The organism is Paenibacillus sp. BR2-3, assembly GCF_046529485.1.
GTDB lineage: Bacteria > Bacillota > Bacilli > Paenibacillales > Paenibacillaceae > Paenibacillus_AQ.
Window position 1 is genome coordinate 1,864,656 of the sequence record NZ_CP126311.1, and the last position, 22,452, is coordinate 1,887,107.

General features: G+C 52.9%; 19 protein-coding genes. All 19 read left to right on the forward strand.

The annotated features are described in order from the left end of the window. The 19 genes from addA (at window position 1) to recO (ending at window position 22,241) form a co-directional block, all read left to right on the forward strand. Window positions 1-3,966, forward strand: a complete 3,966-nt coding sequence (gene addA, locus PaeBR_RS08785) for a helicase-exonuclease AddAB subunit AddA (RefSeq protein WP_410515122.1) — start codon at window positions 1-3, stop codon at window positions 3,964-3,966. Window positions 3,967-4,017: 51 nt separating this feature from the next. Further along, the gene (locus PaeBR_RS08790) at window positions 4,018-5,202 is read left to right on the forward strand and encodes an exonuclease SbcCD subunit D (RefSeq protein ID WP_410514458.1); all 1,185 of its coding nucleotides are present in this window, start codon (window positions 4,018-4,020) and stop codon (window positions 5,200-5,202) included. Next, window positions 5,199-8,633, forward strand: a complete 3,435-nt coding sequence (locus PaeBR_RS08795) for an AAA family ATPase (protein WP_410514459.1) — start codon at window positions 5,199-5,201, stop codon at window positions 8,631-8,633. Before PaeBR_RS08790 ends, PaeBR_RS08795 begins: the two co-directional genes overlap by 4 nt. A 356-nt stretch (window positions 8,634-8,989) precedes the next feature. Beyond that, the gene (locus PaeBR_RS08800; RefSeq protein ID WP_410514460.1) at window positions 8,990-9,349 is read left to right on the forward strand and encodes a histidine triad nucleotide-binding protein; all 360 of its coding nucleotides are present in this window, start codon (window positions 8,990-8,992) and stop codon (window positions 9,347-9,349) included. Between the two features lie 137 nt (window positions 9,350-9,486). Continuing rightward, window positions 9,487-9,660: a 30S ribosomal protein S21 gene (rpsU, locus tag PaeBR_RS08805; RefSeq protein ID WP_036657994.1), complete on the forward strand. Its 174-nt coding sequence runs from the start codon at window positions 9,487-9,489 to the stop codon at window positions 9,658-9,660. A 15-nt stretch (window positions 9,661-9,675) separates the two neighbouring features. Then, on the forward strand, window positions 9,676-10,119 hold the full coding sequence (locus PaeBR_RS08810) for a GatB/YqeY domain-containing protein (protein WP_410514461.1): 444 nt from the start codon (window positions 9,676-9,678) through the stop codon (window positions 10,117-10,119). A gap of 107 nt (window positions 10,120-10,226) precedes the next feature. Further along, complete coding sequence (locus PaeBR_RS08815) at window positions 10,227-11,612, forward strand: NfeD family protein (protein WP_410514462.1); 1,386 nt, start codon at window positions 10,227-10,229, stop codon at window positions 11,610-11,612. Window positions 11,613-11,673: 61 nt separating this feature from the next. Further along, window positions 11,674-12,681, forward strand: a complete 1,008-nt coding sequence (floA, locus tag PaeBR_RS08820) for a flotillin-like protein FloA (RefSeq protein WP_410514463.1) — start codon at window positions 11,674-11,676, stop codon at window positions 12,679-12,681. A 15-nt stretch (window positions 12,682-12,696) separates the two neighbouring features. Then, window positions 12,697-13,275 carry a hypothetical protein gene (locus tag PaeBR_RS08825; RefSeq protein ID WP_410514464.1) on the forward strand — a complete coding sequence of 193 codons (579 nt, stop codon included), beginning with the start codon at window positions 12,697-12,699 and terminating at the stop codon, window positions 13,273-13,275. A gap of 329 nt (window positions 13,276-13,604) precedes the next feature. After that, window positions 13,605-13,898, forward strand: coding sequence for a sporulation protein YqfC (gene yqfC / locus PaeBR_RS08830; protein ID WP_410514465.1), 294 nt, complete (start codon window positions 13,605-13,607; stop codon window positions 13,896-13,898). Continuing rightward, on the forward strand, window positions 13,895-15,085 hold the full coding sequence (yqfD, locus tag PaeBR_RS08835; RefSeq protein WP_410514466.1) for a sporulation protein YqfD: 1,191 nt from the start codon (window positions 13,895-13,897) through the stop codon (window positions 15,083-15,085). Before yqfC ends, yqfD begins: the two co-directional genes overlap by 4 nt. 6 nt (window positions 15,086-15,091) lie before the next feature. Next, on the forward strand, window positions 15,092-16,063 hold the full coding sequence (locus PaeBR_RS08840; RefSeq protein WP_410514467.1) for a PhoH family protein: 972 nt from the start codon (window positions 15,092-15,094) through the stop codon (window positions 16,061-16,063). 16 nt (window positions 16,064-16,079) lie between these two features. Beyond that, complete coding sequence (locus PaeBR_RS08845; RefSeq protein ID WP_410514468.1) at window positions 16,080-18,332, forward strand: HD family phosphohydrolase; 2,253 nt, start codon at window positions 16,080-16,082, stop codon at window positions 18,330-18,332. Next, on the forward strand, window positions 18,329-18,826 hold the full coding sequence (ybeY, locus tag PaeBR_RS08850) for an rRNA maturation RNase YbeY (RefSeq protein WP_410514469.1): 498 nt from the start codon (window positions 18,329-18,331) through the stop codon (window positions 18,824-18,826). Before PaeBR_RS08845 ends, ybeY begins: the two co-directional genes overlap by 4 nt. Then, window positions 18,826-19,221 (forward strand): diacylglycerol kinase family protein, encoded by a 396-nt coding sequence (locus PaeBR_RS08855; RefSeq protein ID WP_410514470.1) that lies wholly within the window; start codon window positions 18,826-18,828, stop codon window positions 19,219-19,221. Before ybeY ends, PaeBR_RS08855 begins: the two co-directional genes overlap by 1 nt. Before the next feature lie 27 nt (window positions 19,222-19,248). After that, window positions 19,249-19,668, forward strand: coding sequence for a cytidine deaminase (gene cdd / locus PaeBR_RS08860; protein ID WP_410514471.1), 420 nt, complete (start codon window positions 19,249-19,251; stop codon window positions 19,666-19,668). Window positions 19,669-20,309: 641 nt separating this feature from the next. Continuing rightward, window positions 20,310-21,203, forward strand: a complete 894-nt coding sequence (gene era / locus PaeBR_RS08865; protein ID WP_410514472.1) for a GTPase Era — start codon at window positions 20,310-20,312, stop codon at window positions 21,201-21,203. Window positions 21,204-21,305: 102 nt separating this feature from the next. Next, window positions 21,306-21,449 (forward strand): YqzL family protein, encoded by a 144-nt coding sequence (locus PaeBR_RS08870; RefSeq protein ID WP_410514473.1) that lies wholly within the window; start codon window positions 21,306-21,308, stop codon window positions 21,447-21,449. Between the two features lie 36 nt (window positions 21,450-21,485). Next, on the forward strand, window positions 21,486-22,241 hold the full coding sequence (recO, locus tag PaeBR_RS08875) for a DNA repair protein RecO (protein WP_410514474.1): 756 nt from the start codon (window positions 21,486-21,488) through the stop codon (window positions 22,239-22,241). Window positions 22,242-22,452 lie beyond the last annotated feature (211 nt).

Here is a 22,452-nt window from a genome sequence, read left to right on the forward strand (position 1 = left end):
ATGGCGGCTAAACCGGAAGGAAGCATGTGGAGCGACGATCAGTGGCGAGCGATTGCCGAGAGCGGCGATGATATTCTGGTAGCGGCGGCAGCGGGTTCCGGAAAGACCGCGGTGCTGGTAGAGCGTATTATCCGCAAAATCAGTTCGGAAGAGAGCGGCTTCAGTGTGGACAGGCTGCTGGTAGCTACATTTACCAAAGCTGCTGCGGCCGAAATGCGGCAGCGTATCCGTGAAGCGCTGGACCGGGAATTGGAGAACAACCCGGATCATGTCCATTTACGCCGCCAGCTTGCCCTGCTGGGCAAAGCCTCCATTACAACGCTGCACTCTTTTTGCCTGGAGGTAATCCGGCGTTACTACCAGATGATTCCGATTGATCCCGGCTTCCGTATACTGAATGAGCATGAAGCGGAAATGATGCGCCAGGAGCTGCTGGAAGAATTATTTGAAGAAAAATATGGCGAAGCCGGTGATGACGGCATTTTTGTGAAGCTGGTCGACTGGTTCAGCGGAGAGCGCAGTGACGATCCCATGCATGCACTTGTGCAGAGGCTCCATGATTTCGCCCGCAGTCATCCCTGGCCCGCACAATGGCTGAAAGAAACGGCTGCCGGGTTCTCGGTGCCGGATACGGACAGTCTTGGCCGTTCCCCGTGGGTACAAAGTATTCTGGAAGAGGCCAAGCTGACGCTGGACGGAGTAATCAGCCAGCTTGAGCAGGGACGCGAGGTTGCTCTTCAGCCGGGTGGGCCGGCCCCTTATGCCGAGAATATGACCGCTGATCTTAACATGGCGCTCGGGCTGCGGGAGGCCTTGAGACAACAGCCTTGGGCCGAGCTCTATGAGGTCTTCCGGGGGGTGTCCTTTGGCAAATTGAAGCCCTGCAAGAAGGATTCCACCGATCCGGGGCTTCAGGAGAACGTTAAAGAACTGCGCGAAAGCGTCAAAAAAAGCATAGCTGAGCTGCAAAATGCATTATTCGGACGCCCTGCCGAGGTCTTTCTGGCAGAATTGCATGAAGCTGCTCCGCTTATGGAAGAGCTGGCTGAAACGGTAATCGAGTTCGGCGAGCGCTATAGAATTGAAAAGGCTGGCAAAGGTCTGGTTGATTTCAGTGATTTGGAGCACTATTGCCTGCAAATACTGCGTCATCCTGACTCACTCCCCGGTAACCCCCAGCCCTCCGATGCGGCCATGGAATACCGCGATCAGTTCGATGAGGTGCTGCTGGATGAATATCAGGATACGAACAGTGTTCAGGAGGAAATCGTGCGTCTGATCTCCCGTGAATCACCGGGCAACCGGTTCATGGTCGGAGACATGAAGCAGAGCATCTACCGGTTCCGTCTGGCGGAGCCGGGGTTATTCCTGGACAAATACCGCAGCTTTGGCAAGACCAGCGAGGGACTGAACGGCACTAGCGATCAGACCGGCCCATCCGGCGGACAGGTCATTGACTTGGCGCGGAATTTCCGCAGCCGGCTCGAGGTCGTGAATGCCGTCAACATGCTGTTCCGGCAGATCATGAACGAAACGGTGGCGGAAATAAACTATGATGAGCGAGCGGAGCTGGTATATGGCGCGAACTTTCCGGGAGCGGCTGAGAAGGGGCCGGATGTTTTTTTTGCGCCGGAGCTTCTGCTAATTGACCGGGGAGCAACAACGGGCGGCCGTGCAGAGGAAGCTGCTGAAGATAGTGACACAGCTATACAGGAAAGCGAAGTGCTTGAGAGTGAAACCGCCCAGTTGGAAGCGCGGGCTATTGCCCGGCGTATCTCGCAGATGACAGGCATGACCGGCGGAGCTCCGCTGCTCATTTACGATAAAGGCATCAAGATGATGCGTCCGGTTATCTACGGCGACATTGTCATTCTGCTCCGTTCTGCCCGAATGTGGACTCCACTGATGATTGAAGAGCTTCGGCTGGAAGGAATTCCTGCCTACGGTGATCAGAATAAAGGATATTTCCAAGCTACTGAAGTAGAAATTGCCCTTTCTTTATTAAAAGTTGTGGACAACCCGCAGCAGGATATTCCGCTGGCCGGAGTTCTCCGTTCACCGGTTGTCGGTCTGAGTGAGGAAGAGCTGGCGAAGGTGCGTTTATACAGCGCAGGCTCCTTCTATGAAGCGGTGCTGGCAGCGGCGCGTGAACAGCCATTATTAGCACCAGCTATCCAGGAAGGTACAGAGATACCGCCTATTTCAGAGCAGCTTCGTTCGAAGCTGCAATATTTCCTGAACCAGCTGCAGAACTGGAGAGATGAAGCGCGTCAAGGCAGTCTCGGCGGGCTCATCTGGCGAATTTACAGGGAGAGCGGGTATCTGGAATGGGTCGGAGGACTGCCCGGAGGTCCGCAGCGCCAGAATAATCTGAAGGTTTTATATGAGCGGGCTATTCAATTTGAGAAGGATACTTCCTCGCGCGGCCTGTTCCGCTTTCTGGTTTTTATCAACCGGCTCAGAGAGAACGGCGGTGACCTTGGAGTCGCCGGGAGCGGCGGTGAAGAGGGCAGCGGTGTAAGAATTATGACGATTCACAAAAGCAAAGGGCTGGAGTTCCCCGTTGTTTTTCTGGCGGGCATGTCCAAGGCTTTTAATAGACAGGATCTGCACGCATCGTTCCTGATGCATAAGGAGCTGGGCTTCGGGCCGCGTTTTGTTGAGCGGGATACCCGGGTCAGCTATCCTACCTTGCCTTATTTGGCGATCACCCGCCGGGCGCGGCTGGAGCTGCTGGCGGAAGAGATGCGGGTGCTTTATGTCGGGTTGACGCGTCCGCGGGATAAGATGATTCTCGTTGGAACCGTCCGTGACCTGCCCCGCAAAATTTCCGGCTGGGCCGCCATGCAGGGCCGGGATGAGCTGCTGCTGGCGGATCATTTGCTGGCCCGGGGCCGCAGCTATCTGGACTGGGTAGGTCCGGCGTTGATCAGGCATCCAGGAGCGGCAATTCTGCGAAAGCTGGCCGGAAGGGAAGGGACCACGTCCACAGTTCTGCATAGCGATGTCTCCAACTGGAGCATTAGCGTGCTTGATTCCTCTGCCTTAACCTCCGGTTCCCTGGTTGGCCAGGACGGCGGAGGGACAGGAAATGATGACCGCAGGGAAGTACTTCAAGCCTTGCATAAGGGAGACGCAATTCCCGCACTTGCGACAGAGGCTGCCTCTGTGGCTGCGGGGAAGCTGAGCTGGGTGTATCCTCACGCTGCCGCCTCGGCAATTCCGGCCAAGACGTCTGTAACAGAATTAAAGGCACTGCTATCCATGCAGGAGCAGCCTTCCTTTGACCGGCTGGAAGCGGAGGAGAACCACAGCGCAACAACGGATACGTTCCGCCGCAGCCCCGGTGCCGACAATCTTCGATTGAGACGTCCGAAGTTTATGGAGAAGCGGGGCATGACATCTGCGGAGCGGGGAACCGTGTATCATACCGTAATGCAGCATATTCCTCTTGATGGCCCTGTGGATGGGGGAATCGTGGAAGAGACGCTGGCCCGTCTTGTCCAGGTCGGTATTTTGTCGGATGAGCAAGCGGAGGCGGTGACACCGTCAGAGGTGAAGGCTTTTTATGACAGCGAGCTTGGAGCAAGACTGTTGTCTTCCGGCTGGAAGAGACGGGAAATGCCCTTCAGCTATATGGTTCCGGCCTCGGATGCCTATCGGGGCCTTGATTTTCTGGATGAAGCTGTAGCAGAGGTCTCTTCGGAAACCACTGGCAGCGCCCAGCCGCAAGCCGTGCTGATCCAAGGTGTTATTGACTGTTTATTCCGTGAGGGAGAACGGCTTATTTTGCTGGATTATAAGACGGATACTGTTTTGGAGCATGAGGGCGGTTTAGAAGCTCTTAAGGAGAAATACCTTTTTCAGCTGGAGCTGTACGGACGGGCATTGAAAGATATTTTAAGCGAAGAGATCAGTGAGACCTGGCTGTATTTTTTTGACGGCGGGCATGCTGTACGGTTATAGCAAGAAAGAAATATATCAATTGCCACATAGAGGGCGGGGAAGAGGCGGGAAATGCGGATACTGCATACGGGGGACTGGCATTTGGGCCGTACGTTGGAAGGAAGAAGCCGGAATAGAGAACAGGAGCAGTTCATAGACGAGCTTGTTGAAATTGCCGATGAGCAGCGAGTCGATCTTATCCTCATGGCTGGAGATGTCTATGATTCTGTCAATCCTCCGGCGGCTGCGGAGCAACTATTCTATGAGGCTGCTGCCAGATTGACTGCTGGCGGCAGGCCGATGGTTGTTATTGCCGGCAATCATGACCAGCCGGAGCGTGTCTCCTCCGTGTCCCCGCTCGTATTGAGACAAGGGATTACATTGGTAGGTTTGCCTGCCTCGAAGCCGGTAACAGTTCACGCTGCCCGAACGGGTGAGATCGCCAAAATCGCTGCGCTGCCTTATCCTTCCGAGGCCCGTCTTGGTGAATTGCTGGCCGGTGAAGGTGACGAGTCGGAGCTCCGGCTCGCTTACAGTGCCCGTGTAGGCAGGCTTATGCAGCTGCTCGGGCGTGAATTTACCCCGCAGACCGTTAATTTGGCCATGAGCCATATCTATGTGCTTGGCGGTGTGGAATGCGACTCCGAACGTCCGATTCAGGTAGGGGGAGCGTATACGGTTGATCCTTCCGCACTATCATCAGGAGCGCAATATACGGCGCTTGGCCATCTTCACCGTGCTCAAAAGGTCAAGGGAGAGGGAATGATCCGCTACAGCGGCTCGCCGCTGGCTTACAGTTTCTCGGAAGCCGGACAGGCCAAGTCTGTGACTCTCGTGGATGTGGCACCCGGAGAAGAGCCAGTGTTCGAGGAGATCTATCTCCGCTGCGGTCGTCCGCTGGTAAGGTGGAGTTCTTCCGGCGGACTTCAGGAGGTTTACGGCTGGCTGGATGAGGGCAGAGATCAGACAGCTTTTATAGATCTGGAAATCCGGCTAAGTGAAGCGATGTCCATGAGTGACATTCAGCGACTGCGCAAATCCCGGGAAGGGATTATTCATATCCGTCCGATCTATCCCCAAATGGAGGCGGAAATGGAAGCTTCCCCGCGCTCACGCATGCCGGTTCAGGAGTTGTTCCGTAAATTTTATCAGCGTCAGACCGGCGGAGCGGAGCCGGATGACAGCCTGGTAGAATTGTTTCTTGAGCTTACGGAAGAAGAGCCGCGTGAGCATAGTGAAGGGGAGGAGAACCAGTGAAGCCGATTCTATTAAAAGTAGCAGGCTTGCAGAGCTACCGGGAGCAGCAGGAAATTCATTTTGACAGTCTGTGCGAGACGGGTCTGTTCGGAATTTTCGGGCCAACGGGAAGCGGAAAGTCAAGTCTGCTGGATGCTATTACCCTGGCAATGTACGGCAAGGTAGAACGCGCTGTTAACGGGACCCAGGGCATTATGAATCATTCCGAGGATTCTCTGAGCGTGGCTTTTACGTTCGAGCTGTCTTCTCCCGGGGGAAGTCAGCGTTACCGTGTCGAGCGGAGATTCAAGCGGACGGGTGAACAATCCGTAAGCAATACAATAAGCCGGTTTATTGAGATTACCTCTGACGGGGACAGCGTGATGGCGGATAAGCTGGCGGATGTCACACGATGTGTGGAGGATAAAATCGGCCTTAAAATGGATGATTTTACCCGCGCGGTGGTTTTGCCGCAGGGGAAATTCGCCGAATTTCTCTCGCTTCGGGGCGCAGACCGCAGACAGATGCTGCAGCGGCTCTTTCATTTGGAACAGTACGGCGATCATTTGGCTCTGAAGCTCAGCAAGCGGGTCAAAGACAACGAGGCTGCACTGCGTGCGGTTGAAGCGGAGCAGCAGGGACTCGGCAGCGCAGGCGAGAAAGATGTGGAGGCGGCAGCGGAACGTCTGCAAGAGGCTGTGCAGCATGCAGCGGAATGCCGCCGCAAATTGGAGCTGGCTGTGAAGGCATGGGAGAAGCATGCCAAAATTCGTGAGCTGCAGGAGGAGCGGTCACGCCGCGAACAGCAGCGGCAAGGGCTGCTGGAACAGGAGGCAGAAATCCGCCTGCTGGAGAATCGGCTCCGCCAAGGTGACGAGGCGGAGAAAATGGTTCCCGCGCTGAAGAGCTGGAGAGACGCGGAAGCAGCCTGGAACAGCCGCCGGACCCTCGCCGAGGGGCTGGAGGTGCAGTCGGCGGCCGCCGGGGAAGAGGCGGCGCTTGCAGCGGCGGCCGAAGCTGCGGCGCAGGCCGCTCTTGCGGCGGAAGAGCCGGCCCTCCGCGAGGGGGCCGGCAAGTACCGCCGTGCGCTCGAGCTGGAAGCCGAGCGCGATGGGCTGCGGCGCGAGCTGGCTTCGCTCGGGGAGCGCCGCGCAGGGGCCGCCCGCAGGCTGGAAGCCCTGCGGGAAGGCCTGGCCCGGGAGCGGGAGCTTTTGGCCAAGGGCCAAAAGCGGCAGCAGGAGCTGCAGGCGCAGCTGCAGCCCCTGGGCGTCCGCTCCCAGGACCGGCAGTCTCTGCAGGAAGCCATGCAGAGACTGCAAGGTCTGCGCTCCGCTGAATCCCAGCGGGATTCGGCGGAGCGTGAGCGCCGCGAGCGTGCGGCCACGCTCGCGGCGGCGCAGCAGCGGCTCGGCGCAGCCGCCGCGCAGTGCTCGCAGCAGGAGGCACGCCGCGCCGCCATGATTGGCGGGGCAGCGCGGCATCTGGAGAAGCTGCTCGCAGCGGAAAGAGCTTCGGGGGTCGTCGCGGAGAAGCTGGAGATCCACAACAGCGCACTGGAAGCCGCGCTGAAGAGCCACGAGGTTCACCGGCTGTCGCTGGCGCTGGCCCGTGAACTCGAAGACGGGCAGCCCTGCCCGGTGTGCGGCAGCGGGCATCATCCCGTTCCCGCGTCCCTTCAGGGTACCGGAGAACAGGAGGTGCAAGAGGGCGAACTGCAGGCCGCGCGAATGCTGTCCAAGCGGGCGCTTGAGTTGCGCCACTCCCTCCGCAGCCTGCGGGAGCAGGATCATGCCTGGCTGGAGCAAATCTATGGGGACGGTTCAATAGCCTCCCTTAATATTCCGGCAGCGGCGGGTGCGGAGGAGGAACACGGTGACGCTTTGCTAATGGATACATACTCCTCCATCGTTAAGGAGATCCCGGACGAAAGCACACTTTCTCAGCTGGAAGACATGATTTCTGGACTGAAGCAGTATTCTGCTGATCTGCGGCGCGATGCGGCAGAATGGCAGCGGTCCATGCATGAAGCCCAGCAGAGCCTCCTTAAAGAATCTGCCGGTGCCGAAGCGGAGCTGGGCTGGGAAGCCGGCATCGCCGCCAAAGCGGAGGAGCTGGCAAGCCAGCTGTCTTCTTTGCGGCAGAGCTGGGCAGAGCAGTTCCCCCTGCTGGCCCCGGAGGAAGCGGAGAATGCCTATCGAGAATTGCAGCTGAAGGACGAACAGGCCGAGGAGATCCGCGGCCGCCTTGAGATCAGCGTCAAATTCCTGGACGACAAGAATACAGCCTTGCAAAGTCTGGGCGAGCAAATAACCGGTCTGGACATTGAACTCGCCCAATGGAATGCCCAGCTTGAAGGCAAGGATGAGCTGCTGCGTGAGAAGGAGCAGCGGCTGCTCCAATACACCGGAGGGCAGGAGGCCGGGCCTCTGCTGGCCGAATGTGAGCGGCAATTGCAGCAGCTTATAGCCGCCGTCGAAGAAAGCGGCCGGCAGCAGCGTGCAACGGCTGCGAAAGCCCAGCATGATATCAAGGAGGCTGCCATCGCCCGTCAGGCGGCAGAGTCAGCCCGGGAACATTATGAAGTGTCAGCCCGCCATTGGGAGGAACGGTTATCGGCCTCTTCGTTCACTTCCCCTTTTGAAGTGGAGGGAGCCTCTCTGACTTTGGAGGAGCGAAACACGGCCGATTCCCGCGTACGTACCCACCGTGAGCTTGAAGCGGAAGTGAACCTGCAGCTGCGCCACATTGAGGAGAAGCTGGATGGAGCCAGTCTGACCCCGGAGGAATGGCTGGAAAGCGAGGCGGCCTTGCGGCAGTGCAGAGAAGAAGATGAACTATCCTTGCAGAATCGGGCGAGGGGAGAACGCGATCTGGAGGATCTGCGAGACAGGCATGTTCGTTGGAAGGTGCTGGAGAAGCAGAGATTGGAGCACGGGCTTACCCGGGACCGGCTGTCCAAGCTGCAGTCCTGTCTGCGCGGCAATGCTTTTGTAGAATATATAGCCGAGGAGCAGTTAATGCAGGTGTGTCAGGCGGCATCCCAGCGTCTGCGTTTTCTGAGCAAGCAGCGTTACGCGCTGGAGGTGGATTCCGGAGGCGGATTTGTGATACGCGATGATGGGAACGGCGGGGTTAGACGCCCGGTTTCGACGTTGTCCGGAGGCGAGACCTTTTTAACCTCTCTTTCGCTGGCGTTGGCGCTATCGGCCCAGATTCAGCTTCGCGGTCAATACCCGCTGCAATTTTTCTTTTTGGATGAAGGCTTTGGAACCTTGGACCCTGAATTATTGGATACCGTAATTACCTCCCTAGAGAAACTCCATAATGATCAGCTCTCCGTTGGCATTATCAGCCATGTTCCGGAGCTGCGGGCACGGCTTCCCCGTAAGCTTGTGGTAATCCCGGCCGAGCAAGGCGGAGGAGGCTCGCGTATTATTTTGGAAAAAATGTGAGAAAGGCATTTTTTGTGACAACGATCACAGAGACAGTACCAACCCCCTGTTATAATACAGCTAAGCCGACATTATTTGAAACACCTCGGCGGACGTATGATTGGGAGAAATCCTCTTTTTCATACGTCCGCCGCCGACTTAGCTTTATGAGCTGAGAAGGGTGTTTCTTTTTTTTTGCCCTTTTTAGGTTATGTTCGCAATCTGTAGCAGATACAGCCTGGCCTTTTTTATATTATTAGCTGAAGGGTACATTTTCCCCGCATTCTCCCCGCTTTCGTTCTCCATTCATTCCATGTTATGATGGGACAAAGTTCTGGCAAGCCAATACTCCCCAAATTTTAGGAGGAAGCTGTTGTATGGAGACCGTATTCAGTAAAATTATTGAGGGGAGTATTCCCTGCAAAAAAGTATTTGAGAATGAGCGGATTCTTGCATTCTATGATATTGAGCCTGCCGCGCCGGTGCATGTGCTGATTATCCCGAAAAAGGATATCGGATCTATGAACGATGTTACCCCGGAGGATCTGCCGCTTATTGCCGAAATCCACAGTGTAGCGCAGCAGATTGCAATCGAGCTTGGGGTGGCTGAATCGGGTTACCGTTTGATTAACAATTGCGGACCTGACAGCGGGCAAGCCGTGCACCACCTTCATTATCATTTGCTTGGCGGAGCGAAGCTGGGGGCGTTAACCGGGAATTCAGCGTCACACGCATAGGACAGCCCGAGTCTTTAAATGTCTCGTGAAAAAAAGAATGACGTGAAGGTTGACACGTTATTTCAGTTTGACCTATAATGGAATTTGATGAACCGTGTTATGCTCTTGGACGGTCTGGTCGGAGGGAGGGGAAACTGGTGTCTGAAACGAAAGTTCGCAAAAACGAGACAATTGATGCTGCACTTCGTCGCTTTAAGCGTTCCATCGCAAAAGATGGTGTCTTGGCTGAGGTGAAGAAACGCAAACATTATGAAAAGCCAAGCGTTAAGAAAAAGCTGAAGTCTGAGGCTGCTCGTAAGAGAAAGTTTTAGGAGGATTACCCACGCATGAATCTTAGCGAACGATTGAACGAAGATATGAAGCAAGCGATGAGGGATAAGGATAAGTTCACACTTTCCACAATCCGCATGATTCGTTCGACAATAAAGTATCTTGAAATAGATGTAAAAAGAACATTAGACGACAACGAAGTGCTTGATATCCTAAGTCGTGAAATCAAACAGCGCAAAGATGCCCTCCAAGAATTTGAAAAAGCGGGTCGCGATGAGCTTGCCGCGACGACGAAGGCAGAAATCGAGATTATCCATAAGTATCTTCCCGAGCAGCTTACCGAAGAAGAAATTAAAGTCATTGTACAGCAGACCATCCAGGAAACCGGTGCTTCTTCGAAAAGTGAGATGGGCAAAGTTATGAGTGCGCTGATGCCAAAAGTTAAAGGCCGCGCCGATGGTAAGCTTGTGAACCAGGCGGTTCAGCAATTTCTGCAATAATATAACGCTAGCACCCCTTGAAAAAGGGGTGTTTTTCTTTTTTCTGGAACGATATCCAGGTAAGAATCGTAGTAGGGCATAGAAGGTACCCTATAGGAGTGTGAACCATGAGTGAAGGAGGGAATCACTTGGCAGGATTTCGGAAATTAGCTTTGGCCAGTATGACGGCGCTGTTGATTCTGCTGTTCTTCATCCCGCTTGCCGCAGCAGGGAGCTCATCCGGAGCGGTTCAAGGTAAGCCGAAGAACGGGCCTGTATTTATTATACCGGTGGATCAGGAGATCGAAAGAGGACTGCAGCGCTTTTTGGAACGGGGCTTTGAAGAGGCAGTGAACTATGGGGCCGTACTAATTGTGCTGGAAATCGATACGCCAGGAGGACTGGTTGGTACAGCGGAAGAGATTGGGGGCATGGTTAGAGAGAGTACGATTCCAACGGTTGCCTACATAAAAGGGGATGCAGCTTCTGCCGGCAGCTACATAGCATTAAATGCGAATACAATTATCATGAAGCCAGGCAGTATGATCGGCTCCGCATCCCTGGTGGATATGACCGGCAAGGCGGTGAATGACCCCAAGCTGGTCTCGTTCTGGAAATCCAAGATGATGGGCGCAGCTGCTCTGAATGGCCGTGATCCCGAGATTGCCGCGGGGATGACGGACAGCAATATGGTGATAGATAAACCGGAACTAGGCGTCACCAAAGCCAAGGGGCAGATCATTGCTCTTACCAGTGATCAGGCTCTAAAAGCAGGCTATGCCGATGATATCGCTGATACGCCGGAAGAGGCGATTTTATCGATAGGGTATTCAACAGATGACATTTTCCGCGTAGGGCATACAGGAGCGGAGAAAATGTCGCAATTTCTGACCAACCCGATTATTATGACCATTCTGCTTTTCATCGGGATTGCCGGGGTCGTGATTGAACTGCTTGTGCCAGGCTTTGGTGCGCCGGGAATTATGGGGGTATTGGCGTTCGTCCTATATTTCTTCGGTAATTATATAGCGGGCTTCGCGGGGGCAGAGACATGGCTGTTATTTATCCTCGGTCTCGTAATGCTCGTGCTGGAGCTGTTTGTACCCAGCTTTGGCATTCTTGGGCTGCTTGGTTCTGTGAGTCTTGTTGCAGGCGTTGTGAGGGCTGCCTATAGCTTCACCCATGCGTTGTTCAGTCTTGGAATTGCTTTTGCTGCTGCGACCGTTGTAATCATAATTGTGGCGGTTCTTTTCAAAGAGCGCGGGATCTGGAATCGTTTCATACTGACCGACAGTCTAACCAAGGAACATGGCTTTGTACCGGTAGAGGAGAAGATAACTCTGATCGGAGGCAAAGGCATCAGCATTACTCCGCTGCGTCCCTCAGGTACCGCAATAGTTGACGGGGAGCGTATTGATGTGGTGACGGAAGGCGGGTTTATCGGCGTCAACCTCCCGATTGTTGTAGTGAAGGTGGAGGGCGGACGGATTGTTGTGAAAGAAGTCAAGGAATAAGGTAGACTATGGTAAATGGTGATCAACCACCAAAATATAAAAACGGAGGTATTTGTAAATTATGGGTCAAGCATCTCTTATTACAGTTTTATTGATCGCGGTTGCCGTGATCATCGTACTGAGCGTCTTTTTCAGCTTCTTCCCGGTTATGCTGTGGGTTTCTGCATGGGCGTCCGGTGTAAGAATCAGCATTATCACATTGGTAGCCATGAGATTGCGGCGTGTCACACCCAGCCGGATTGTCAATCCGCTGATTAAAGCCACCAAGGCAGGACTGGGCATTAATATTAACCAGCTCGAAAGCCATTATCTGGCCGGGGGTAACGTAGACCGGGTCGTTAACGCGCTGATTGCGGCGCAGCGTGCCGATATTCCTCTGGAGTTCACACGTGCCGCAGCTATTGATCTTGCAGGACGCGACGTGCTGCTGGCCGTACAGATGAGCGTTAATCCGCGCGTGATTGAGACGCCGGTTGTTGCTGCTGTCGCAAAGAACGGAATTGAGGTAAAGGTTAAAGCCCGGGTTACGGTTCGTGCCAATATCGACCGTCTGGTCGGGGGAGCGGGGGAAGAGACGATTATTGCCCGTGTCGGCGAGGGAATTGTAACCACGGTCGGCTCCAGTAATTCTCACAAGGATGTACTGGAAAATCCGGATTCCATCTCCCGGACTGTTCTTGCCAAAGGATTGGATTCCGGTACAGCCTTTGAAATTCTGTCTATCGACATTGCCGATATCGATGTCGGCAAGAATATCGGTGCCTATCTGCAGACGGAGCAAGCGGAAGCGGACAAACGGATTGCGCAGGCGAAGGCGGAAGAGCGCAGAGCTATGGCAGTAGCGCATGAGCAGGAAATGAAGGCGCGTGTAGTGGAGATGAAGGCTCTGGTCGTGGAGTCCGAGTCCCAGGTTCCTTTGGCGATGGCAGAAGCGCTTCGCGGGGGTCAAATAGGTGTGATGGATTATATGAATTTGAAAAATATCGAAGCTGACACGCAAATGCGGGGTTCTCTGGGCAAATTAAATGATACGGATACAAATCCTGGCGATTCCAAAAACAATAAATAAGGGATGTGAACTCCCGTGAGCAGCTGGGTATATATCATTGCTGTGATCCTATTCGCAATTGTCTCCAATGTGAATAAGGCCAACAAGGGAAAAAGGAAGCAAAAGCCCGCTCCCCGGGGAGCGATGCCGACGTTTGGAGGCGGCGGGTTTAAAGGTGAGCGGAAGGAGAAAGGGCAAGGAAGCGGCTTCCCTGCACAAGGCAGGCTCTACCCGCAAACGGCAGAGAAATCCTTTTCTCCCCGCCGGGAGACGGAATATGATGCATCCCCGGCTTTTCCAGAGCCCGCCCGTTTTCCTACACCTGATTACGAGACGGGTGAAGGATTATCACTGGAGCATCCTGAGGATGAGGGAGTGCTGGCCAGGACAGAAAAAATGCAGCGGGAATTCGAACAACTGCACGCAGCCTTTGATAAGTTAAGCGCAGTGGATGGAAGTCAGCAGAGCAGTGCGTCTGCCGGTGTATCGGCGGAAGCATCTTCAAGCGGCTATAGTGGCATTAATGCCAAACAACTGCAGAACGGTTTGATCTGGGCGGAAATACTGGGCCCTCCCCGTTCAAGGCGTCCGCATAGTCCCCGCAGAGAGAGCTAAACTCGCTGCTGACTGTAACCTTGTTATGCTCCATTTTCTCACACGAATTGATTCGTTAAAGCTTGTGATCCCGTGTCCGGGGTCGCAGGCTTTTTTACGTTCTGTAGGAGCGATAGCGACCGCCTTTGTCCCCGGATGTTCACCGCAGTAAGCGGTTTAATCCAAAACATCTGGGGATGGGCAGCGGCCGGAAGTCCAAACATTCTCCGTAGTTACGAACGACCCCTAAGTAGTACAATCTTTAGCTCATCTTATATGAATCACTTCTTCTCATAAAAAATGCTGCTCCCGCATAAGGTGTAAAGTAAAGGAAGGGGGAGCGTCTACATATGACCCGGATCGGCCGTAGGCTGCGGGGTTGGACAAACGGGATGCTGGATCTGCCGCAGGATCTGCTGCATGATATGCCCCGGATCACCCTGATCGGCAATAAGGAACTGTATATTGAGAACCATCGCGGCGTATTGCATTTTTCTTCCGGATTGCTGAAGCTTGCCCTATCCAAAGGCTCACTTGAGATATCAGGAGCAGGACTGGAAATCAAGACCATTCTGGGTCAGGAGATGGCAGTAGAAGGAACAATCGGAGAGATCAAATATAAGGAAAGCGAGGAGAGCTCATGAAGGAAGCGCCTTTGTCATGGGTGCGGGGGGTCGTTACCATTCTCGTGACTGGTCCGCAGACAGAAATGTTCATTAACGCCCTTGCCGGAGCCGGCATAGTAATCTGGGATGTGAAGCCTGTACAGGGCGGCCTAAGGCTGAAGCTGCTGCTGAATGATTTCTATGCTCTCCGGCCGCTTTTGAAAAAGACAGGCTGCCGCCTGCATATAACTGGCCGGAAGGGTCTGCCTTTTGTAACGGCAAGATTGTTGAAGCGGAAGTTTTTTGCTGCGGGGCTATTGCTTTTCGGCATTGGGCTTGTATTGCTGTCATCCATGGTCTGGAGTGTAGATGTGGAAGGGAATAAGCGCCTTGCAGCGGAGGATGTGCTGGATGCCGCCCGCCAGGAGGGGGTTTTTCCGTTTCAGTGGATTTGGCGCATGGATAGTCCGGACAAGCTCTCCAGAGAGCTGACCGCACGGCTGCCGGGAGTCTCCTGGATAGGAATTCAGCGGACCGGAACGGCAGTCAAGATTCAGATCGTTGAAGCTGTACAGCCGGAGAAGCGGGCTTTGTACAGTCAGCGCCATTTGGTCAGCAGGACCGATGCTGTAGTGACAGATATCTATGCAGAGCAGGGAAGACCGGTTGTGGGACGCAATTCCCGGGTAAAAAAAGGGGACATCCTTATTTCCGGCATTTTGGGGGATGAAGAGAATACACAAAAAGTGGTAGCCAAAGGTGAGGTCAAAGGCCTTGTGTGGCATGAGTATAATATTAATGTTCCTCTGAAGACAAAGGTAAATGCCTATACGGGTGAACGTAAGGATCACGCCTATCTGGTGCTTGGCAAATGGGCGATCCAACTGTGGGGATATGGGAAATCCCCTTTTAAAAAGTCCAGTATGCTGATAGAGAATAATCCGTTATCCTGGCACTCTATCGAGCTGCCGATCGGTTGGATGACGGAAAAGGAACTGGAGTTCAATGAGCTTACTGCCACATTGACGTCGAAGGCCGCGCGGGATAAAGGGCTGGAGACGGCAAAAAATGATATTTTAGCCCGATATGGCAGTGATTGCGTGATCAAGAGTCAAAAAATTTTGCATGAGAAGAAAGAGAATGGTAAAGTTTATATGAAAGTGCTCTTTGAGGTAGAAGAGAGAATTGCGGAAGAACTTCCCATAGTATACAACCAAGGAGAATGAGGCTATTTGTCAGAACAGACTGCAAGCATACGGATATCTTTGCAAAATGCGGGAGAAGCACTGTCGCTTTTCGGCCCGCAGGATGGTTTTTTGAAAATAATGGAGAGTGAAATTCCTGCAGTCATCGACTCACGTGAAGCAGAGCTGACAGTGCGGGGTGCAGAACGGGAAGTAGAGATGCTGGGGCAGCTCTTTAATGTGCTGCTGTCGCTGATACGGAGCGGATATATCCTCAGTGAGCGGGATATTCAGTATGCTGTGGAATTGGCGAAGGATTTCCGTGCCGATCAGCTGCTTGATTTGTTCAAAGGCGAAATTACCACTACTTTTCGCGGGAAGCCCATTCGTGTTAAAACGATCGGCCAGAAGCATTATGTGACCACGATCAAGAAGCGTGACATCGTGTTTGGGATCGGACCTGCGGGAACCGGCAAGACGTATCTTGCGGTGGTTCTGGCGGTTACGGCGCTGAAGGAAGGCTCTGTCAAGCGCATTGTACTGACACGTCCGGCGGTTGAGGCTGGAGAGAGCCTGGGCTTCCTCCCGGGCGATTTGCAGGAAAAGGTAGATCCTTATCTAAGGCCGCTCTATGACGCCTTATACGACGTTATGGGGCCAGATCAGGTTGCCAAAGCGCTTGAACGCGGATTGATTGAAATTGCGCCGCTTGCCTATATGCGTGGACGGACGCTCGATGATTCTTTTATTATTCTGGATGAAGCACAGAACACGACACCGGAGCAAATGAAAATGTTCCTGACACGACTCGGTTTCGGGTCCAAGATGGTCATTACGGGCGACGTTACTCAGATCGACCTGCCTCGCGGCAAGAAATCCGGTCTGATTGAAGCCAAGGCGATTTTATCCGGGATAGAAGAGCTGGGTTTTGTCTTCTTTGGAGAACAGGATGTAGTACGGCATTCCCTGGTTCAAAAAATAATCGTTGCCTATGACCGCTCTGCCGAAAACCTCGACTAAAAAGGGGATTGTCTTCATGGCCTCAAAGCAACCATCCAAACGCAGTGGATTCGTATACAGCAACAGCGGCTGGAAGTATAGCGCGGTCACGCGCTATACTCTCTTTGTGCTGCTCGGTATTTTGTTTTACTTCAGTCTGGCGCCCGATCTGCTGCCGAAGCGGTATGATATTAAAGAAGGTACGCATAGTGCAAAGGAAATAACCGCGCCCATGCAAATACCTGATAACAAGGCCACATTGAAGGCTCAGGAGGAAGCAGCGGAACAGGTTCAACTGAAGTATAAGATCATTCCGATCCGCAGCGAGAATCTCGTCACATCACTGCTGGACCGCATTGACCGTCTCAATCAGGATGACTCCATTTCCCAAAGCGAGAAGACCGGAATTTACCGGGAGGAAATCCCGCAGCGGGCCAGGGACTTTATATTAAACTTTGTAGCTTCAAGCCGCAGCAGCGGTACTTATTCCGAGAATTTGCTGGGCGAGATGCAGTCCGCGATTGAAGAGCAGGCCTATGTGATTCCGGAAGAGACTTTTATCAAAATACCGCGGCTGACCTCCCAGGATATTATTGAAATGAAGCCGGTTGCCCGCGAGATCGTGATCCGGCTCATGAACGATCAGATTTCCGATGCCCAGACCGCCAGGGCCAAAGTGGCTGAGCTTGTCAGTGTGAGTTCCCTTACAAAGCGTACTGCCCGTGAGGTTGTACAGGAACTGGCGAGGCTGGTTATTACCGTCAACAAGTTCTACGATGAAGATGCTACCAAGGAAGCAGAAGTTCAGGCCCGCGAGAACACCCCTACTGTCTTTATTGAGCGGGGTGATGTGCTGGTTGCCAAAGGCCAGCTGATTACGCCGGAGCTGTACAAGCTTCTGGATGAGAATGATCTGCTGCGAAATGAAGTGAATTTCTGGCCGCAGCTCGGATTGCTGCTGCTGGTGTCCATGCTGTCCTTTGGACTGCTGATGTTCATCAGATACTCCGGAACCTCGGGATTCAAATACAATAACTCCCAGCTTTTGATGCTGGTTCTTGTCTTTGCAATTACGATTATCTCCATGCGGCTGGCCACGTTTTTGCAGAGTGATGCCAGATCCTATGTAGGTTTTCTGGTGCCTGTATCCATAGGGGCTATGCTGGTGTCCATGCTGCTGGATATGACATTGGCTTATTTCTGCTCCATTCTGTTTGCGATTCTGTCCAGTATTATTTTAAACGTACAGCAGAATACGGTATTCGATTTCACCTTCGGTTTCTTTGCCCTTGTTGTTTCCTATGTGGCCATCTTTGCTACCCACCGCGCGGGACAGCGCTCCACCCTGCTCAAGGGCGGGATCATGGTCTCGCTCTTTGGTTCGCTGACGGTCTTTATCCTGACCCTGCTAAGCGGCGGGGCATGGAGGGAGACAGATACACTCTACGCGCTCGGATTCGCCTTTACCGGCGGCTTGCTAACGGCAGTGCTGGTAATCGGCCTTATGCCGTTCTTCGAAGCCACCTTTGGTATTCTCTCCGCGTTGAAGCTGGTGGAGCTTTCTAATCCGAACCACCCGCTGCTGCGCAAGCTGTTAACCGAAACACCTGGAACTTACCATCACAGTGTAATGGTCGGGAATTTGTCCGAAGCGGCTGCGGAGGCCATCGGAGCAGATGGGCTGCTGTGCCGGGTGGGATCGTATTATCACGACATTGGCAAGACCAAGCGGCCGTTTTATTTTATCGAGAATCAGAACAATATGGAGAACCCGCATGATTCCATTGAGCCCAAGCTTAGTAAATCGATTATTGTTGCCCATGCTCGCGATGGTGTGGAAATGCTGAAGGAGTATAAGCTGCCCAAGCCGATCCGCGACATTGCGGAGCAGCATCATGGAACAACATTCCTGCATTATTTTTATCATAAAGCATTGCGTCTTGCGGAAGAAAAGGGTTGTGAGCCTGACTTCACGGAAGAGGATTTCCGTTATTCGGGTCCGAAGGCCCAGTCGAAAGAAGCGGCGGTTGTAGGTATCGCTGACAGTGTGGAGGCTGCTGTCCGTTCTCTGCGTAAGCCTACAGTGGTCCAGGTGGAAACGATGATTGAGAAAATCATCAAGAGCCGGCTCGATGATCACCAGTTCGATGAGTGTGATTTAACAATTAAGGAACTGGAGATCATATCGCGTACGCTGAAAGAAACGGTAATGGGCATTTTTCATTCACGGATTGAATATCCGGAGGATGTGCGTAAACCGAAAAAAGATGAAGGGGCTGTAAATGCATGAGCCTGCAGATGATATGGAGCAATGAGCAAGAAGAACTGGAAATTAGTGATACGCTGATCACACTGCTGGAGACCCTTTTGCAAAAATCCGGTGAGCTTGAAGGGGTGGATGAAGGAGAGATTGATCTTACCTTTGTGGATAATGAGCGCATTCATGAGTTGAACCGGGATTTCCGCGGTATCGACCGACCAACCGATGTGCTTTCGTTCGCTATGAACGAGACCGGGGAGGACGAACTTGAAATTATATATGAGGTGGAAGAGGGCGAAGAGTCGGAAGAAATCCCTAATGTCCTTGGAGATATTATTATTTCAGTAACTCGTGCCCAGGAGCAGGCACTGGAATATGGACATTCCTTGGAGCGCGAGCTGGGATTCCTGTTCGTTCACGGATTTCTGCATTTACTGGGCTACGACCATCAGGATGAAGCCTCCGAGGCAGAGATGATGTCCAAGCAGGAGAAAGTGCTGACCCAAGTCGGGCTGACGCGCTAATGGTCAAGAACACGGCGGCCCGGCATAAAAAGTTCTGGCACTCTTTTCGGTATGCGGCGCAGGGCATCGCGAGTGCGTTCAAAAGTGAGCTGAATATGAAGGTGCATAGCGGACTTGCTGTTGTAGTCCTTATTGCCGCCGCCATGTTCAAGCTTTCTCCGGCTAGCTGGATGCTCCTGCTGCTTGCGATAACTCTCGTACTGACTGCCGAGCTGCTTAATACAGCGATAGAGTCGGTAGTAGACCTCGTCTCGCCGGATGACCATCCCTTGGCCAAAACAGCCAAAGATACCGCCGCAGGCGCCGTCCTGCTTACGGCGGTGTTTGCTGTTATTGCAGGGATATATGTTTTTTACGGTCCTGTGATGGACTGGATTGCAGAACTTGTGTCATAATCACATATTACATTTGGGGGGACAACTATGAATTCCGCTTTACTACTTCAGGAAGCGATAAAAGCACGTTCCAAAGCATATATCCCTTATTCCCGTTTCGGAGTCGGAGCTGCGTTGCTGGACCAGGACGGACATGTGCATCACGGCTGCAATGTGGAAAATGCTGCTTACGGCCCAACCAATTGTGCCGAACGGACCGCATTATTCCGTGCCATTGCGGACGGCCACAAAGCCGGAACCTTCAAAGCGATCGCCGTTATCGCTGACACCGATGAGCCTGTGTCGCCCTGCGGCATATGCCGTCAAGTTATGATTGAATTATGTCACCCCGACATGAAGGTTATCCTCGGCAATTTGAAGGGTGACATCCGGGAGACTACCGTACGCGACCTGCTTCCCGGCGCCTTCGGCCCCGCAGAACTGGAACAAGGACAAGCCCCGGACTAAGCAAGGCCCTGGGAGTAAGCAAGAGCAGGATTTGTGGAGTGCGGAGTTGAGTTGAGTAGAGTGGAGTGGTCTCTTAATTGCACAATGTGCAGCTATAATCCTCCCATATCATCAAAAGTCACTTTTAATTGCAAAAAGCGCAATTATATTTTCGATATAGTCTATAAACGGCTCTTGGTGAGCAATATAATTGCACAGAATGCAGTTTAGTTCTTATAATTGGTGATTCGGGATCATTTTATTGTACAAAATACAATTAAGTCGGAAAAACAATCAACGGGAGCCATCTGTTGTTTTAGCGCAAACGTAAGCGATGCGGCACAGCCGCCAGCGCCTCTCTATCCACTGTAGTTTGCACTGACGCAAGCGATGCGGCACAGCCGCCAGCGCCTGCCAGCACGACTCAACATCCCGTTGCGTTGCTTAGGGTGCCAGCAGCACCCAGCTCCGTCTTTAGCAGCACCGAAGTAAAGCGTGTTCCCGCAGGGAACGTAAGCGCTCCTGGCACAAAACCACCCTTCAACGCACCGTCCGTCGCAGGTACGCCCCTTTCCGGGTGTCCAGAGGGCCGGGGCCCTTGGGGTCCCCCTTGGCTAAGGGGGATTTAGGGGGATCGAAAACATCTTTGGAAGGAAGATCATATGAAATTCAAATCAGGGTTTGTGGCTATCGTCGGCAGACCGAACGTAGGTAAATCGACATTGATGAACCAGGTTATCGGACAGAAGATCGCCATCATGTCGGATAAACCGCAAACAACAAGGAACAAAATTCATGGCGTATACACGAACAATCAATCACAGATTGTTTTTCTGGATACACCGGGGATTCATAAACGGCAGTCCAAGTTGGGTGACTACATGAACAACACAGCACTCAGCACATTGGGTGAAGTAGAGGCTGTTTTGTTCCTTGTCGACGCAGCGGAAGGACTCGGCGGCGGAGACCGTTATATTGCAGAACAGATGGCTGGTCTCAAAACACCGGTCATCCTCGTGTTGAACAAAATAGACAAGCTGGAGCCTGAAGCTCTGCTGCCGTTGATGGCGGAGTATCGCAAGCTGCATGATTTTGCCGAAATCATCCCGGTTTCCGCCAAGTTCGGCAGCAATGTAAATACGCTGCTGGATCAGCTCCAGAAATACTTGCCGGAAGGACCGCAATATTATCCTGAGGATCAGATTACCGATCATCCGGAGCAATTTGTCATCGCGGAACTGATTCGTGAGAAAATATTGCATATGACCCGGGAAGAAGTGCCCCATTCCATTGCTGTTGCCATCGAAGATATGCGCCTCGAGCCAAATGGCGTAGTCCATGTTTCTGCAGTTATTTTCGTTGAGCGTGATTCCCAGAAGGGAATTATTATCGGCAAGCAGGGGTCGCTGCTTAAGGAAGTGGGAAGACGGGCGCGTACGGATATCGAGAATTTGCTCGGGTCCAAAATTTTTTTGGAATTATGGGTCAAAGTGAAAAAAGATTGGCGCAATCAGGATCGCGTACTGCGTGATTTGGGCTTCCATAAAGATCTTTAATCCTTACCGGTGGCACTGGCAGGAATTGCAAGGATAGAACCTGGATCATCGCACATCCTAATTTCGAGAGACATCGTGTTTCCGAAGAAAGGATGAATACGAATGCGAGACTTTTCGTGGAAGTATTTTGCAATGACTGGAGATGTCGATGCGTATCTGCTGTACAAGCAAGCCGGCGAGCCGTTCTCAGAAGTCGTGGGACCGCTGGTGGAGGATGAGAAGGATTATGATGAAGAAGCGCAGTAAGGACTGGTTGCTTGCCCAATGGTTGGGGGATGAGGCATGCTACACAGGGTGGAAGGGATCGTCATCCGCAGCATGGACTACGGCGAGGGGAACGCAATCATTACGCTTTGCACCGAGAACGCCGGTAAGGTAGGGGTTCTGGTGCGAGGTGCCAAGAAGGCGAAAAGCCGCCATGCTGCGCTGATTCAGCCGTTTACCGTCGGACAATTTGTTTTTTTCAGAAATAACGGCGGACTGGGGACGCTGAATTCCGGTGAGATTAGTCAGTCTCATCATTCGCTGCGTGAGGACTTGGTGAAAGCCGCCTATTCCTCCTATGCTTGTGAGCTGCTGGACCGGGTGCTCCATGACGAAGAAACCGGCAGCTTCTGGTTCCGTCAGCTTGCTGCATGTCTGAATGCATTGGAGGAAGGAAAAGAGCCCGGGGTCATTATTAATGTATTCGAGATGAAGATCCTTCAGGCAGCTGGCTACGCGCCACAGCTGGATAACTGTGTGGTGTGCGGCCGTGACAAGCCGGACGATCAACTGCTGCTCAGTCCCCGCCTTGGCGGGGTGCTCTGCCGGAGTTGCAAGCATAATGATCCTCCGGCCATGGATATTTCTCCGCGTGCGCTCAAGCTGTTGCGACTGTTCGCAAGGCTTGATCTGACAAGGCTCGGGAATGTGGACGTGAAAGAGGATACCCGTTTGGAATTGAAAAAGGTTATGAGAGCAATCATGGATATGCAGCTCGGACTGCGTCTGAAATCGCTGAATTTTTTAGACCAGCTGGACAGGTATAATATTTGACGAATCGACAAAATTCCGTTACTATAGGAACAGTTTCTTAAAGTGAAATAAGTCAGCCGTTGTTGCTCCAGCTTATGGAGAGACGTGCAGTGATCGGGAAAGTAGTGAACTTTCGTTCGGATTCAGCGAGCCGGGGGCAGTGGAAGCCTGGTAGGACAACGTTCATGAACAGGGCACCCGGGAGCGCGTATACGGCAGTGAAAAGTGGATT

Excerpts from the sequence above, each read along its gene's own strand:
- addA (WP_410515122.1), top strand. The coding sequence starts at position 1 with ATGGCGGCTAAACCGGAAGGAAGCATGTGGAGCGACGATCAGTGGCGA.
- PaeBR_RS08790 (WP_410514458.1), top strand. The coding sequence starts at position 4,018 with ATGCGGATACTGCATACGGGGGACTGGCATTTGGGCCGTACGTTGGAA.
- PaeBR_RS08800 (WP_410514460.1), top strand. The coding sequence starts at position 8,990 with ATGGAGACCGTATTCAGTAAAATTATTGAGGGGAGTATTCCCTGCAAA.
- PaeBR_RS08810 (WP_410514461.1), top strand. The coding sequence starts at position 9,676 with ATGAATCTTAGCGAACGATTGAACGAAGATATGAAGCAAGCGATGAGG.
- PaeBR_RS08815 (WP_410514462.1), top strand. The coding sequence starts at position 10,227 with ATGAGTGAAGGAGGGAATCACTTGGCAGGATTTCGGAAATTAGCTTTG.
- floA (WP_410514463.1), top strand. The coding sequence starts at position 11,674 with ATGGGTCAAGCATCTCTTATTACAGTTTTATTGATCGCGGTTGCCGTG.
- yqfC (WP_410514465.1), top strand. The coding sequence starts at position 13,605 with ATGACCCGGATCGGCCGTAGGCTGCGGGGTTGGACAAACGGGATGCTG.
- yqfD (WP_410514466.1), top strand. The coding sequence starts at position 13,895 with ATGAAGGAAGCGCCTTTGTCATGGGTGCGGGGGGTCGTTACCATTCTC.
- PaeBR_RS08845 (WP_410514468.1), top strand. The coding sequence starts at position 16,080 with ATGGCCTCAAAGCAACCATCCAAACGCAGTGGATTCGTATACAGCAAC.
- ybeY (WP_410514469.1), top strand. The coding sequence starts at position 18,329 with ATGAGCCTGCAGATGATATGGAGCAATGAGCAAGAAGAACTGGAAATT.
- PaeBR_RS08855 (WP_410514470.1), top strand. The coding sequence starts at position 18,826 with ATGGTCAAGAACACGGCGGCCCGGCATAAAAAGTTCTGGCACTCTTTT.
- cdd (WP_410514471.1), top strand. The coding sequence starts at position 19,249 with ATGAATTCCGCTTTACTACTTCAGGAAGCGATAAAAGCACGTTCCAAA.
- era (WP_410514472.1), top strand. The coding sequence starts at position 20,310 with ATGAAATTCAAATCAGGGTTTGTGGCTATCGTCGGCAGACCGAACGTA.
- PaeBR_RS08870 (WP_410514473.1), top strand. The coding sequence starts at position 21,306 with ATGCGAGACTTTTCGTGGAAGTATTTTGCAATGACTGGAGATGTCGAT.
- recO (WP_410514474.1), top strand. The coding sequence starts at position 21,486 with ATGCTACACAGGGTGGAAGGGATCGTCATCCGCAGCATGGACTACGGC.